The organism is Aestuariibaculum marinum (assembly GCF_014596975.1).
GTDB classification, from domain to species: domain Bacteria; phylum Bacteroidota; class Bacteroidia; order Flavobacteriales; family Flavobacteriaceae; genus Aestuariibaculum; species Aestuariibaculum marinum.
In genome coordinates this window covers 23309-35769 of record NZ_JACVXD010000007.1, presented here as the reverse complement: position 1 = coordinate 35769, position 12461 = coordinate 23309, and the positions used below count along the sequence as shown (strand labels likewise).

General features: G+C 34.9%; 14 protein-coding genes. 6 read left to right on the top strand and 8 right to left on the bottom strand.

The features are described from left to right. Positions 1–2 precede the first annotated feature (2 nt). Both ICJ85_RS12080 and ICJ85_RS12075 read right to left on the bottom strand, forming a co-directional pair. Positions 3–1277, bottom strand: a complete 1275-nt coding sequence (locus ICJ85_RS12080) for a ribonucleotide-diphosphate reductase subunit beta (RefSeq protein ID WP_188224054.1) — start codon at positions 1275–1277, stop codon at positions 3–5. 452 nt (positions 1278–1729) lie between these two features. Then, the gene (locus ICJ85_RS12075) at positions 1730–2296 is read right to left on the bottom strand and encodes a DUF3109 family protein (protein WP_188224053.1); all 567 of its coding nucleotides are present in this window, start codon (positions 2294–2296) and stop codon (positions 1730–1732) included. 109 nt (positions 2297–2405) lie between these two features. Between ICJ85_RS12075 and ICJ85_RS12070 the strand changes: the two genes are divergently transcribed. Genes ICJ85_RS12070 through ICJ85_RS12060 form a run of 3 tightly spaced genes read left to right on the top strand, consistent with a single transcriptional unit; the run spans position 2406 to position 3822 of the window. Beyond that, the gene (locus tag ICJ85_RS12070; protein ID WP_188224052.1) at positions 2406–2993 is read left to right on the top strand and encodes a MarC family protein; all 588 of its coding nucleotides are present in this window, start codon (positions 2406–2408) and stop codon (positions 2991–2993) included. Between the two features lie 12 nt (positions 2994–3005). Further along, complete coding sequence (locus ICJ85_RS12065; protein ID WP_188224051.1) at positions 3006–3209, top strand: hypothetical protein; 204 nt, start codon at positions 3006–3008, stop codon at positions 3207–3209. Between the two features lies 1 nt (position 3210). Continuing rightward, positions 3211–3822: an FAD-dependent oxidoreductase gene (locus ICJ85_RS12060; protein ID WP_188224050.1), complete on the top strand. Its 612-nt coding sequence runs from the start codon at positions 3211–3213 to the stop codon at positions 3820–3822. Here the strand turns inward: ICJ85_RS12060 and ICJ85_RS12055 are convergent, their stop codons facing one another. The 4 genes from ICJ85_RS12055 to ICJ85_RS12040 form a co-directional block, all read right to left on the bottom strand. Further along, positions 3823–5421 carry a S41 family peptidase gene (locus tag ICJ85_RS12055; RefSeq protein WP_188224049.1) on the bottom strand — a complete coding sequence of 533 codons (1599 nt, stop codon included), beginning with the start codon at positions 5419–5421 and terminating at the stop codon, positions 3823–3825. Next, positions 5421–5852: a deoxycytidylate deaminase gene (locus ICJ85_RS12050; RefSeq protein ID WP_188224048.1), complete on the bottom strand. Its 432-nt coding sequence runs from the start codon at positions 5850–5852 to the stop codon at positions 5421–5423. Before ICJ85_RS12050 ends, ICJ85_RS12055 begins: the two co-directional genes overlap by 1 nt. Positions 5853–6066: 214 nt before the next feature. Further along, positions 6067–6657, bottom strand: coding sequence for a HupE/UreJ family protein (locus ICJ85_RS12045; RefSeq protein WP_188224047.1), 591 nt, complete (start codon positions 6655–6657; stop codon positions 6067–6069). Between the two features lie 38 nt (positions 6658–6695). After that, complete coding sequence (locus tag ICJ85_RS12040) at positions 6696–7667, bottom strand: NAD-dependent epimerase/dehydratase family protein (protein ID WP_188224046.1); 972 nt, start codon at positions 7665–7667, stop codon at positions 6696–6698. A gap of 153 nt (positions 7668–7820) precedes the next feature. Between ICJ85_RS12040 and ICJ85_RS12035 the strand changes: the two genes are divergently transcribed. Next, positions 7821–8339 (top strand): hypothetical protein, encoded by a 519-nt coding sequence (locus ICJ85_RS12035; RefSeq protein WP_188224045.1) that lies wholly within the window; start codon positions 7821–7823, stop codon positions 8337–8339. A gap of 117 nt (positions 8340–8456) precedes the next feature. Beyond that, a complete protein-coding gene (locus ICJ85_RS12030) occupies positions 8457–10550 on the top strand; it encodes a M13 family metallopeptidase (protein WP_188224044.1) in 2094 nt (697 codons plus the stop codon). A gap of 57 nt (positions 10551–10607) precedes the next feature. Here the strand turns inward: ICJ85_RS12030 and ICJ85_RS12025 are convergent, their stop codons facing one another. Then, positions 10608–11321 carry a tetratricopeptide repeat protein gene (locus tag ICJ85_RS12025; RefSeq protein WP_188224043.1) on the bottom strand — a complete coding sequence of 238 codons (714 nt, stop codon included), beginning with the start codon at positions 11319–11321 and terminating at the stop codon, positions 10608–10610. Positions 11322–11511: 190 nt separating this feature from the next. Between ICJ85_RS12025 and ICJ85_RS12020 the strand changes: the two genes are divergently transcribed. Further along, the gene (locus ICJ85_RS12020; protein WP_188224042.1) at positions 11512–11976 is read left to right on the top strand and encodes a CBS domain-containing protein; all 465 of its coding nucleotides are present in this window, start codon (positions 11512–11514) and stop codon (positions 11974–11976) included. Positions 11977–12053: 77 nt separating this feature from the next. Here the strand turns inward: ICJ85_RS12020 and ICJ85_RS12015 are convergent, their stop codons facing one another. Then, positions 12054–12401, bottom strand: coding sequence for a hypothetical protein (locus ICJ85_RS12015; RefSeq protein WP_188224041.1), 348 nt, complete (start codon positions 12399–12401; stop codon positions 12054–12056). Positions 12402–12461: the final 60 nt, after the last annotated feature.

Genomic DNA, 12461 nt, shown 5'->3' with positions numbered 1-12461 from the left:
ATTTAAAATAGGTCATCACTAGTTATACTTTTTGTTCTCTTACTATAATTGATAGATCGTTTCACAAAGAAATCGCCATGTTTAGTTCCAATTATTTCATCATCAAACCACTCGGTTTGTGCTAATAATTTTTCATCTACATCAAACACTTTTCCAATACCAATACTTTCTAACGAACTATTAAATCTGTTTTTAATAAATTCGTTTACTACATTTTTAGGAAGGAAATCTAACTCACCATCTTCAAAAATCCAGTCCACAATATCACTTTCGGCCTTAAAGGCTTCTCTACAAATATTTTGAATTTTCTCATTATACTCCTCGCCAAACCATTTCGGGTTTTCCTTTTTAATGATATTAATAACATCAATACCAAAATCACCATGTATTTGCTCTTCTTTTGATGTTGCCTCAACCACATTCGATATCCCTTTCAGCATATTTTTATGCTTATTAAAAGCCATTATAATTAAAAACTGAGAGAATAGCGACACATGTTCGATAAACAAAGAGAACAATAACACCGACTCGGCATATTCCTGAATATTTTCGCTTTTTGAGTTTTTAAGAGCCGTCTCTAAGTAATGCACGCGACGCATGATTACCGGTTTCTTTTTTAAGGTCTTAAATTCAGCGTTCAACCCTAAAATTTCCAACAAATGTGAATACGCATCATGATGACGCACTTCACTCTCGGCAAACGTAGCACCTACAGATCCTATTTCCGGCTTAGGCATTTTTTGATAAATGTCTCCCCAAAACGTTTTTACTGCAACTTCTATTTGAGAAATTGCCAACATGGTATTTTTTATTGCCGATTTTTCGGTTGGTGTTAACCCTGTTTTAAAGTCCTGTACATCACTAGTGAAATTAAACTCACTATGAATCCAGTAAGAATGTCTAATAGCGTTAACATACTCGTATAAATCCGGATACTCGTAAGGCTTTAAATTTATACGTTTCTCAAAAATGTTAGTTTGACGCTTTCTAGCTTGCTCATCGCGATAAAGAATATAGGCTTTGGCCGCATTATGAAATGCACTACCCATTAACTTGTCTTCAACAATATCTTGTACCTGCTCTACAGTAGGAACATATCTTGAATCTACAGCCTTTCTAGCCAAAAGGGCTTCGAATACTTTTCCTGAAATATCTTCAGCATCTTCTCTTGTACCATGATTAACAGAAAGCATTGCTTTTTCAATGGCACAGGTAATTTTATCCAACACAAAAGGTGTGGTTTCGTAGTCTCGTTTAATAATGTGCGTTAATTCCATATTGTGGGTATTGGTTATAATCGTTACTTGAGTGTATTTCTTACATTATATAAGACCACTTCGTGCTATTAATTAACTGGGAGCAACAAAAACTTCACGTATTTTTCACGTCAAAAAACTACTCTAACAAAGTTTATAATTTGTTTAACATGTTTTGAATCAATGCAAAACACATTTTCAACAAGTTTATTAACAAGCTTTAAAAAAATTGAAATTTATTATGATTTGGGAGTAACAAAGATTAGAAATAGATGTTAAAAAAGAAAGGCTAAGTTATAAACATTGAGTAAAAGTTTTTAACAATTTCAAAACTTATTGATTCTAAGAAGTTTACAAATAAAATTGATTAAAATACTGATTTTAAGTACTTTACATTTTTTAAATTTTCAAAAAGTTTACACAAAAAATAAGTTTTTTTGAAAGACATACCTTGTTTTTAAAGGGTTGAGAGGTTATTTCGAGTCCGCAATTTTCTCTAACTCCATATACCAGTCTTCGCCAAATTTTCTAATTAAAGCATCCTTGACAAATTTATAAACTGGAACCTGTAATTCCTTTCCAAGGGAACAGGCATCGTCACAAATTTGCCATTTATGGTAATTGACTGCCGAGAATTCGCTGTAATCCTGAACACGAATGGGATACAATTCGCAAGACACTGGTTTTTTCCAATTTACGTCTCCATTTCGGTATGCTGCTTCAATACCACAAAGCGCTACATCCTTTTCATCATAAATAACATAAGCACAATCGGCTCCGTTAATTAATGGTGTTTCTAATTCACCATCCTCTTCAGATGTTACAGAGGTTCCTTGCGATTCAATTACATCAATACCTTCCTGGCGTAGGTAAGGCTTCACCTTTGGGTAAATATCCTTTAAAATTTGCGCTTCTTCCTTATCAAGCGGCGCCCCAGCATCACCATCAACACAGCAGGCCCCCTTGCACGCCGAAAGATTACATGCAAATTCCTTTTCTATAATATCTTCAGAAACAATTGTTTTCCCTAATTGAAACATACCTTTACTACAATTTTCGGCTGCAAAAATAACGAAACTTTATTTTTAAAACACTATTGTTATTTATCATATTGCTATACATTTGTTACTAAATTAAAAACGTGAGGTTATGCAATTCAGCTTTAAAGAAATATTCACAGCCTTTATGGTCCTTTTCGCAGTAATTGATATTATAGGAAACATCCCCATTATTATTGATTTAAGAAAAAAAATAGGGCATATTCAAAGTGGTAAAGCATCAATTATTGCCGGCGTGATTTTAATCCTGTTTTTATTTTTAGGAAAGAGTATTTTAAATTTAGTTGGTATTGACGTTAACTCTTTTGCTGTAGCCGGTGCATTTATTCTTTTCTTTATTGCATTAGAAATGATACTAGGCATTACCCTTTATAAAGAAGAAGAACACAACGCCATGTCTGCTACTGTATTTCCATTGGCTTTTCCTTTAATTGCCGGTCCCGGAAGTTTAACAACATTACTATCGCTGCGAGCAGAGTTTAGCATAGAAAATATCATTGTTGCTGTATTATTAAATGTTATTATTATTTTTGTAGTGCTTAAAACGTCAACAAAGATTGAGCGTATTATTGGGCAAAATGGCATTAACATCATCCGTAAAGTATTCGGAGTTATTTTACTTGCCATCGCGGTAAAACTATTTGCACACAACATTAAAGCCCTGTTTGCTTTAAACTAAAACATTTTAAAAATGAAAATAGCAACCATCATAATAAGTGTATTAGCCTTAGCGCTTATCGCTTTTAATACGACAAAAATAAATTTTAGTGCACCGCTGGAAGGCGAAAGCTCTATTGCTCTTATTACTATTTTAGCTTCGCTTTGCGCCATTCTTATCATGCTAATTCTATTTGTTTCTAAACAAATTGAACAAAAAGTAAAAGAACGCCGTTAGTATGACATTTGACGCTTTAATTATTGGAGGTGGTGCCGCAGGATTATCTTGTGCTTTAATTTTAGGATCTGCTAAAAACAAAGCTTACGCAAAAGATAAACGCATTGGCATTATTACCCACCAAAAAACGTCTCACTTACAAACCGCTTTGTTTAATAACGTTTTAGGATTACCGCCAGGTACAACCGGCGCATCCATTCTAGAAAATGGCAAACAACAACTCGCCGATTTATATCCTCACGTAGAACAAATTGAGGGCGAAAAGGTACTGGAACTAGAAAAATTAGATAACAGCTTTCAAATTAAAACCAACAAGAATACTTATCAATCTAAAATAGTTGTTGTCGCTGTAGGCTACACAAATTTAATGCATATTAAAGGTCTGGAGCAATACGTTGAGCCCCACCCTAGAGCTGCTGTTGAAAAAAACAGAATCTGGTTAAAAAATACCGACCATTTAATTGAAGATAACTTATACGTTGCTGGTTCATTAGCCGGATGGCGTAGTCAATTTGCTATTTCTTCAGGAAGTGGCTCCCATGTAGCTACCGATATTTTAACGCTTTGGAATGACGGAAAACATGCTAAAGTTCACGATAAGATAGAAGAATAATTACAACTTCTCTGTTGCCGCACTCAATTCAATTACCTCATCTATCATAATGTCATTTTGGTTGATAATCTGCTCAAAAGCACCGTCGCCATACAACTGATCGGCTAAAGCTGCCTTAATATATTGCTTCACCTCATCATGATAGGCCACAAAGGTAATTTTTGTATTGGTTCGAAGGTTTACATAATCCTGAAAATCAAAAACCATTTCATCACTCACAGTATAATTATTGATAAAATCTTCACGAGGGATATTACTGTAAGCGTCACGATCTTTATCTAACTCTACAAACACAAAATTACTTATAAAGCCACTACGCTGCAAAAAGATTAGCGTTTCGTTTTGTAAACTCGTATCTATAGGCACGAACACATCAGGAATGATTCCACCCCCACCGTAAACCACTTTTCCTTTAGGAGTAGTAAACTTCAACGAATCGGCTACCTTTATTTTATCAGAATCAAATAACTCCCCACTTTCAATACGATCGAAATAATCGTGATAATAATCGTCATTTCCTTTATCGTAAGACCGTTGAATAGAACGTCCTGTTGGAGTGTAATATCTGGATACGGTTAAACGCACCGCACTCCCATCACCTAAATCCATTTCACGCTGCACTAAACCTTTACCATAACTACGACGCCCCACAATAGTTCCCTTATCGTTGTCCTGAAGTGCTCCAGCTACAATCTCACTTGCCGATGCGGAATTCTCATTAATTAATACAAACAGTTTTCCATCTTCAAAATCACCTTTACTTGTTGCATAGTTTTTTTCAATATGGCCACGTTTGTTTTTGGTGAATAGAATCAATTTTTCATCCTCTAAAAACTCATCAACAATTTGCTCAGCTATACCAAGAAAACCACCCGGATTATCCCGTAAATCTAAAGCGATTTCGGTTGCACCTTTATCCAGTAATTTATCTAAGGCTTTTTTAAATTCTTTATATGTAGATTCTGCAAATCGGTTAATCTTTATATACCCTAACTTTTCAGTAAGCATATAAGACGCGTCTACACTTTTAATAGGAATTGTAGAGCGCTTTACAGTAAAGTCTAAAAGTTTAGACTCGCCTTTTCTATAAACTTTTAATCGCACTTTGGTGTTTTCCGGTCCTTTTAATTTATCGACCATATCGCTATTATTCAGCTTAGCCCCAAAAAGTGTATCGCCATCAGCCATTAAAATACGATCACCGCCTTTAATACCAGCTTTCTCACTTGGACCTCCTTCAATAGCACGGATAACGGCAATACTATCTCGAAACGGATAAAAACTAACGCCGATACCTATAAAATCGCCTTTCATATTTTCTGAAACGCGCTGCATATCTTCCTTAGGAATATACACCGAATGCGGATCGAGATTCTCTAAAATTCCGTTTACGGTAACATCAACAATACTATCGGTATTAATATCATCAACATAGTCGTAGTCTATATAATCTATAAGCCGATTAAGCTTATCCTTCTTACTGTTGGTAGAAAACAGTCTGTCCGGCGAATCACTGAAATTTAATTTTCCGCCAATAAAAATCCCTGCCGCAATTGCAACACCTAAAATTAAGGGCAAGTATTTTTTATTGTTTGACATTAAGCTTCTATTTCTTCAATTTGTTTAAGTTCTATACCGGCTTTTTCTAAAAACTTAAGACCAGAGTCGTCTTTATAAGCATCTTGATAAACCACCTTTACAATTCCCGCCTGATGAATTAGTTTACTACATTCTTTACACGGCGACATAGTGATATAAAGTGTAGCTCCTTTACTCGATTGTGTCGATGCCGCTACTTTTAAAATCGCATTAGCCTCGGCATGTAAAACATACCATTTTGTGTAGCCTTCATCGTCTTCACAAAAGTTTTCAAATCCCGACGGTGTTCCATTATATCCATCAGAAATTATCATTCTATCCTTTACAATTAGCGCACCAACCTGTCTACGATTACAATAAGATAATTTCCCCCATTCTTTAGCAATTCTTAGATAGGCTTTATCGTACTTAAGCTGTTTAATCTTCGGCATGAACTTGAATTTGTTTTTGGCGTGCTACCCATGGTAACCAGGCTTTCGGCAGTCGCTTTTATTTCAAAAAAATAAAGAGCTCCAACAACTACCTCAATCCTTCACGCGAAATAATATAACGAATATACTTGGTTCGTATTTTAATTACAACCCTACTTCGTTAAACTTTTACGAAAGTTTATATAATTTTAGATGTTAAGTGCTTAATTTTTAATTAAGCCAGGAAATCGCTGTTTAAAATCATAGGAATGACTAAGCCTACAACAATGGCAGAAATCACCATAATCCAATCGCGTTTTGAAAAACGGAAGATGGTTTGCACCAAATACCCTAAAAACAATACGATAAATACAATAATAATCTGTGCAATTTCAATACCCAAAGCAAATTCTAATAGTAATACCAGTTTACTGTCAGAGTCTCCAAGCAGCATTTTAAACTCTCTGGCAAACCCGAGTCCGTGAATTAACCCGAAAAACAACGTAGATAAAAACAAAACACCAACCTTTTCTTTTTGCGCGCCTTTACCTGAAGTAAACACATTAAACAACGCTACAATTAAAATGGTTATAGGAATTAAAAACTCAATAATAGCTGCATTTACACTTACCATACCATAAGATGCTAAAACCAACGATAAGGTATGCCCTAATGTAAACATAGACACTAATAAAAATACGCGTTTCCAGTCTTTAAACAAGTACGGAACCGTTAACACAATTAGAAATAAAACGTGGTCGTAAGCTTTAATGTCAAGCACATGGTTTATACCGTATTCTACATTAAACCAAAAATTCTCTAGCATAATAATTAATTAAGATATGGGAAAAGCCAAAGATACAATTAATTCGATTTTTTCAGAGGACTCTTATCCATTTTATCCAACTGAAATAACATCTCATTAGTAATATCCTGAAGATCAAATTTATGATTCCAACCCCAGTCCGTTCTGGCTCTGGAATCATCAATACTTTTAGGCCAGCTATCAGCTATGGTCTGTCTGTAATCGGGACTATAAGTTATTTTAAAATCGGGAAGTGTGACCTGAATACTTTCTGCCACCTCTTTAGGCGTAAAGCTTATGGCTGCTAAATTATACGACGACCTAATTTTTATGTTTTCGGCTGGTGCTTCCATAATATCAACAGTTGCCTTTATAGCATCCTCCATATACATCATGGGTAATTTGGTGTTTTCAGACAAAAAGCATTCGTAAACACCATCTGCTATGGCTTTATGATAAATTTCCACAGCATAATCGGTAGTGCCACCGCCTGGCATCGTCTTCCAACTGATAATACCTGGATATCGTAAACTTCTCACATCAACGCCATATTTATTAAAATAATACTCGCACCACCGCTCCCCTACTTGTTTGGTAATGCCATAAACAGTCGATGGCTCCATGACGGTATACTGCGGTGTATAATCTACTGGAGTTGTCGGCCCGAACACTGCAATACTAGATGGCCAAAATACTTTTTTAATAATATTAGTCTTCGCGAGATTAAGAACATGAAACAGCGATTCCATATTTAAATCCCAGGCTTTCATTGGGTATTTTTCACCCGTTGCACTAAGCATAGCCGCCATCAAGTAAATCGTATCTATTTCATACTTCTCAACACAAATTTTTATACTGGAATAACTACGCGCATCGACCACTTCAAAAATTCCGGAATTAACCACACCCAAATTACTATAACTAATATCGCTGGCAATAACATTCGAGCTGCCGTACATGTCACGTAGCTTAAATGTTAATTCTGAACCAATTTGTCCGCAAGCTCCTATTATTAATACTTTAGGTGTCATTTAAATAAAGTTTTAAGTAGGTTATTTAAATTTACTAAGATTTTATTGAAAACATTTCACATCCCAATAAAAACATTTTAATTCGTTTCTATCTATTTTAAAGATTAATAAACTATTCCTATATCTTTGCCGTTGTATTTATATTTAAAACCTATGAATTTTAAATTTTTAAGTCTTTTAAGCATTTTCATCGTAATCGTGAATTCTTGTAAACAATCTGAAAATCAAGAGCAACATATCGATACTTCAGAAAACACCACTGAAATTACTGAAAGTGACATTTCTAAACTTAAATACACAGAGTTTTTATTAGACCATCAGGCCGAAGAAGCCATACTCAGCTGGAATGAATACACCCAAATTAACGATGTGGTTACCAATGTTAAAAAAGGCGACCTAAGTTTTTTTAATGATAATGACGAAGCCATTACCGCATTACTAAAAGATTTCAATAAAAATATTCCTGAAAAAGTAAATACCGATGCCGTAAAAGCACGCATCACAGCTTTTGAAACTAAACTTTATAAACTTCAAAGTTTTTCGGGATTATCAACTACCAATCGCGATGAATTACTCGCAACGATTAAAGAATTTCTTGTAGCTTTTTCTAATTTAAACCTTCAAATGAACAAAAAAATGGAAGCCGACAAGAACGTATTTGAACGCCCGTAAATACACTTACATTTTAACAAGTTTGTTCGCTCAATTTGTGTTAAGGTTATCATAATCACACCGCTATTAAAACACAAGTATAGTAACTTGTGCCTTATTTTTTAACCAAATCAGTATATGAAAACAAACTTAAATTTTAAGCCTTTCTTAGGCTTATCTTTGGTTTTGGCCGTTGCTTCGTGTAAAAACGAAACAAAAACCAACACCAATGAAGTTGCCCACACCCCTGGCATTAACCTTGAGTACATGGATACCTCAATAAAGCCACAGAACGATTTTTTTAAATTCGTTAACGGAAAATGGCTGGAAACAACTAAAATCCCAGACGATCAAACCCGTTGGGGAAGTTTTAATGAGCTTAGAAAAAAAACCGATGAAGACGCTCTTGCCATTTTAAAAAACGCTATGTCGGATAACAAAGACATTAAAAAGAGTGAAGTACTTCCAGGATCTGATCAACAAAAAGCCATCGAACTTTTTAAAACTATAGTTGATACTGTTAGCAGAAACAAACTTGGCATTAACCCAATTAAACAAAATTTAAAGAAAATTGATGCCATTGAAAACATTGAAGACCTTCAAAATTTCTTAATTGAAATGGAACCTTACGGAGGCATAGGCTTCTTTGGTTTCTACGTTGGCACAAACCCTAAAAACAGCGATATTAATTCTGCTTTTCTTGGTTCTGGTCGTTTAGGGCTTCCTGACAGAGATTACTATGTAAAAGACGATTCAGACTCTAAAGAAAAAAGAGAATTATACGTTGCACACATTACAAGAATGCTTCAATATTTAGGAGATAGTGAAACAGAAGCAAACGAAGAAGCTAAACGTCTTTTAGCTTTTGAAACCCGCCTTGCTGAACCAAAAATGGATAAAGTAGAACGTCGCGATGCACGTAAACGCTACAACCCTAAATCAATTACCGAATTACAAAATATGGTTCCTGCAATTAACTGGGATGCCTATTTTAAAGGTATTGGTGTAAAAAGTTTAGACACCATTATTGTGAGTGAAGTAAAATATACTAAAGCGCTACAAAATATCCTTGCAGAAAATAATGTAGCAGACTGGAAAGCATACTTACGCTGGTCCCTTTTTAACAAATCGGCAGGTGCTTTAAGTACAGATATAGAAACTGCAAACTGGGAATTCTATGGTAAAACATTACGTGGAGCACAACAGCAACGCCCTCTGGAAGAACGCGCTTTATTAACAGTTAATGGTGCTATTGGCGAAGCTTTAGGTAAACTTTATGTCGATGAAGTATTTCCTCCTGAAGCAAAGGAGCGTGCGGAAAAAATGATTGCCAATGTGATTAAAGCTTTTGAAAATCGCATTAGAAACGCTTCCTGGATGACTGAAGAAACCAAGGACAAAGCTGTTGAAAAACTGTTGGCTTTAACTGTTAAAATCGCTTATCCCGACAAATGGAAAGACTACTCCGATTTAGAAATTCATTCAACTGATGAAAACGGCTCATTTTCTCAAAACATGCTTAATGTAAACGCATGGCATCACAAAAAAAACTTAGAAGATTTAGGTCAGCCAGTAGATAAAAGCCGTTGGGGCATGTCGCCACAAACAGTTAACGCTTATTTTAATCCGTCTTTTAACGAAATCGTATTCCCGGCAGCCATCTTGCAACCTCCGTTCTTTAACTTTGAGGCAGACGATGCGGTTAATTATGGTGGAATTGGTGCTGTTATAGGTCATGAAATCTCTCATTGTTTCGACGATTCTGGTGCGAGATACGACAAAAACGGAAACCTGAACAATTGGTGGACCGATGAAGATTTAAAGCAATTTGAAGCGTTAGGAAAAGATTTAGCCGATCAATACAGTGCTATTGAAGTATTACCTGAAACCAATATTAACGGACCATTTACACTTGGTGAAAACATTGGTGATTTAGGTGGTGTAAATGCTGCTTACGATGCTTTACAGTTAAGCTTTGCAGAAAACGGAAGACCAGAAAATATTGATGGATTTACTGCTGAGCAACGCTTTTTTATGTCATGGGCAACCGTTTGGAGAACCAAAATGCGTGATGATGCTTTAAAGAACCAAATTAAAACCGATCCGCACTCACCTGGCATGACCAGAGCTGTTCAACCTCTATTAAATGTCGATGCTTTTTATCAGGCATTCGATATTAAAGAAACGGACAGGTTATATTTAGAACCAAGTAAACGCGTAAAAATCTGGTAATAAAAAAAGGGTGTTTTCAAAATTAAGAAAACACCCTTTTTTACTTTAACACTAAAATTATTTTTTCTCTTCTGCCGCTTGTGCTTGAAGCATTTGTTTTTGTCTTAACAATTCGTTCTTTGTAATTTGAATTAAATTAAAATTAGGCGATTGTTTAAACGCCGCATCCAATATATCTACAGCAGCATCAATATTGGCTTTTCGATCTTTATTATAAAGCGATAATGCCTGTAAATACATAAACGCCGATTTTAAAGACACCTCATAAGGCTGCTGTGTTTCATAAAATGCCTTTTTCATATCATCTGTAGCATTAGCTAAACCATAGGCAATATTTTTATCGGCTTCTTCAACCTGCTGAGTTTGTAAATTAAGTTCAGCTAACTCGTATGCCAAGTGTGCATTTGGATCTCTTTTAAAGATTTCCTGAAAAAACCATAAAGCCAATTCCGGGCGCTTTACCGCCTTTAACGAAATAGCCTTAACCTCTAATGCCATATCAGAATCATCCATTTTTTTCTCAACACCAATGGTATTCAAGGCCTGAACGTATTGTCCCTCTCTCATATAAATATAAGCTAAGGTGTCTACACGTTCTATAGATGGCGACAACACATTTAAATGGGTTAAACCACTGATAATGCCCTGTACATCGCCTTGCTTTTGCATTTGCTTATAATAAGCTTCAAAATGTTTTATTAAATCAGAATTACTTTGGGCTCCCATCGTCATTCCAAAAACCAATCCTACCAATACTATTACTTTCTTCATATAACTCTATTTTTTAGGGTGCTAAAACTATAAAAAATTAACATTTAACCAAGCAAAAAAAGCAGTAATTCTTGCTACACCCTTTTAAGTGATAATTTTTATTGATAATAATTGTTAAAAACGAAAATTAGCTTTCTTAGGAATACTTAAAAAAAAGAATTATATTAGTAGAACTACTAAATTAAATATTATGGGGATAAAAAGTTTTCAAGGGTCAAGGAAGCATTCACAAGTTGCTGATGAAACACCTTTAAAGGTGAGTGATTATATGTCTACGGATTTGATTACGTTTACTCCCGATCAAACTATTGAAGCAGCTATTGAAGCGTTAATTCATCATAAAATTTCCGGAGGACCTGTAATTAATGAAAAGCACGAATTAGTAGGTATAATATCGGAAGGAGATTGCATAAAAAAAATAAGCGAAAGTCGCTATTACAATATGCCAATGCAGGATAAAACCATTGAAAATTATATGGCTAAAAATGTGGAAACCATTGATGGAAACATGAACATTTTTGATGCCGCCAACAAATTTTTAAATGCAAAAAGACGACGCTTTCCTATTGTAGAAAATGGCAAACTGGTAGGGTTAATTAGTCAAAAAGACATATTAAAAGCCGCCATGAAATTAAAAGGACAGAACTGGAAATAATAGAGAGATAAGCAAATTATAATTCCAGTATTAAAGCTTTTGGTTTAACATTTAAATCAAAAGCTTTTTTGTTACCATCAACTTTCCCTTTTTACTAAAGCATAATACTCGCCCTCTAAAGGCAAATACCCCTGATCGTACACAAAGTAATATACGTTGCCTGATTTGGTAGTATAAATGCTGGTGAAATAGTTAAAATCGAATCCAGCCTCGATTAATTTTGCGCGCGAGGTTTTTGTTTTCTGATCCGGATTTAACTGTTCTAAAATTCTATAGTTCTTACGAAGTCTGTTATTCGTATTTCGAATTAAATTCTTGCTATCCTTATTCACCCTATTATTGTAGGCATTCCGGCAACCATCGCTGCAGAATTTCTTATCGATGCGACCTGCAATTTTTTCACCACATTCTAAACATTGTTTCATATTAATATTTACGGTTTGGTTTCTTTGATGTTATATTTCCTTTAGGAATTCAACTGCAAT

Bases quoted from the DNA above. Each gene is read 5' to 3' on its own strand.
- ICJ85_RS12080 (WP_188224054.1), bottom strand. From the start codon at position 1,277: ATGGAATTAACGCACATTATTAAACGAGACTACGAAACCACACCTTTT.
- ICJ85_RS12075 (WP_188224053.1), bottom strand. From the start codon at position 2,296: ATGTTTCAATTAGGGAAAACAATTGTTTCTGAAGATATTATAGAAAAG.
- ICJ85_RS12070 (WP_188224052.1), top strand. From the start codon at position 2,406: ATGCAATTCAGCTTTAAAGAAATATTCACAGCCTTTATGGTCCTTTTC.
- ICJ85_RS12065 (WP_188224051.1), top strand. From the start codon at position 3,006: ATGAAAATAGCAACCATCATAATAAGTGTATTAGCCTTAGCGCTTATC.
- ICJ85_RS12060 (WP_188224050.1), top strand. From the start codon at position 3,211: ATGACATTTGACGCTTTAATTATTGGAGGTGGTGCCGCAGGATTATCT.
- ICJ85_RS12055 (WP_188224049.1), bottom strand. From the start codon at position 5,421: ATGTCAAACAATAAAAAATACTTGCCCTTAATTTTAGGTGTTGCAATT.
- ICJ85_RS12050 (WP_188224048.1), bottom strand. From the start codon at position 5,852: ATGCCGAAGATTAAACAGCTTAAGTACGATAAAGCCTATCTAAGAATT.
- ICJ85_RS12045 (WP_188224047.1), bottom strand. From the start codon at position 6,657: ATGCTAGAGAATTTTTGGTTTAATGTAGAATACGGTATAAACCATGTG.
- ICJ85_RS12040 (WP_188224046.1), bottom strand. From the start codon at position 7,667: ATGACACCTAAAGTATTAATAATAGGAGCTTGCGGACAAATTGGTTCA.
- ICJ85_RS12035 (WP_188224045.1), top strand. From the start codon at position 7,821: ATGAATTTTAAATTTTTAAGTCTTTTAAGCATTTTCATCGTAATCGTG.
- ICJ85_RS12030 (WP_188224044.1), top strand. From the start codon at position 8,457: ATGAAAACAAACTTAAATTTTAAGCCTTTCTTAGGCTTATCTTTGGTT.
- ICJ85_RS12025 (WP_188224043.1), bottom strand. From the start codon at position 11,321: ATGAAGAAAGTAATAGTATTGGTAGGATTGGTTTTTGGAATGACGATG.
- ICJ85_RS12020 (WP_188224042.1), top strand. From the start codon at position 11,512: ATGGGGATAAAAAGTTTTCAAGGGTCAAGGAAGCATTCACAAGTTGCT.
- ICJ85_RS12015 (WP_188224041.1), bottom strand. From the start codon at position 12,401: ATGAAACAATGTTTAGAATGTGGTGAAAAAATTGCAGGTCGCATCGAT.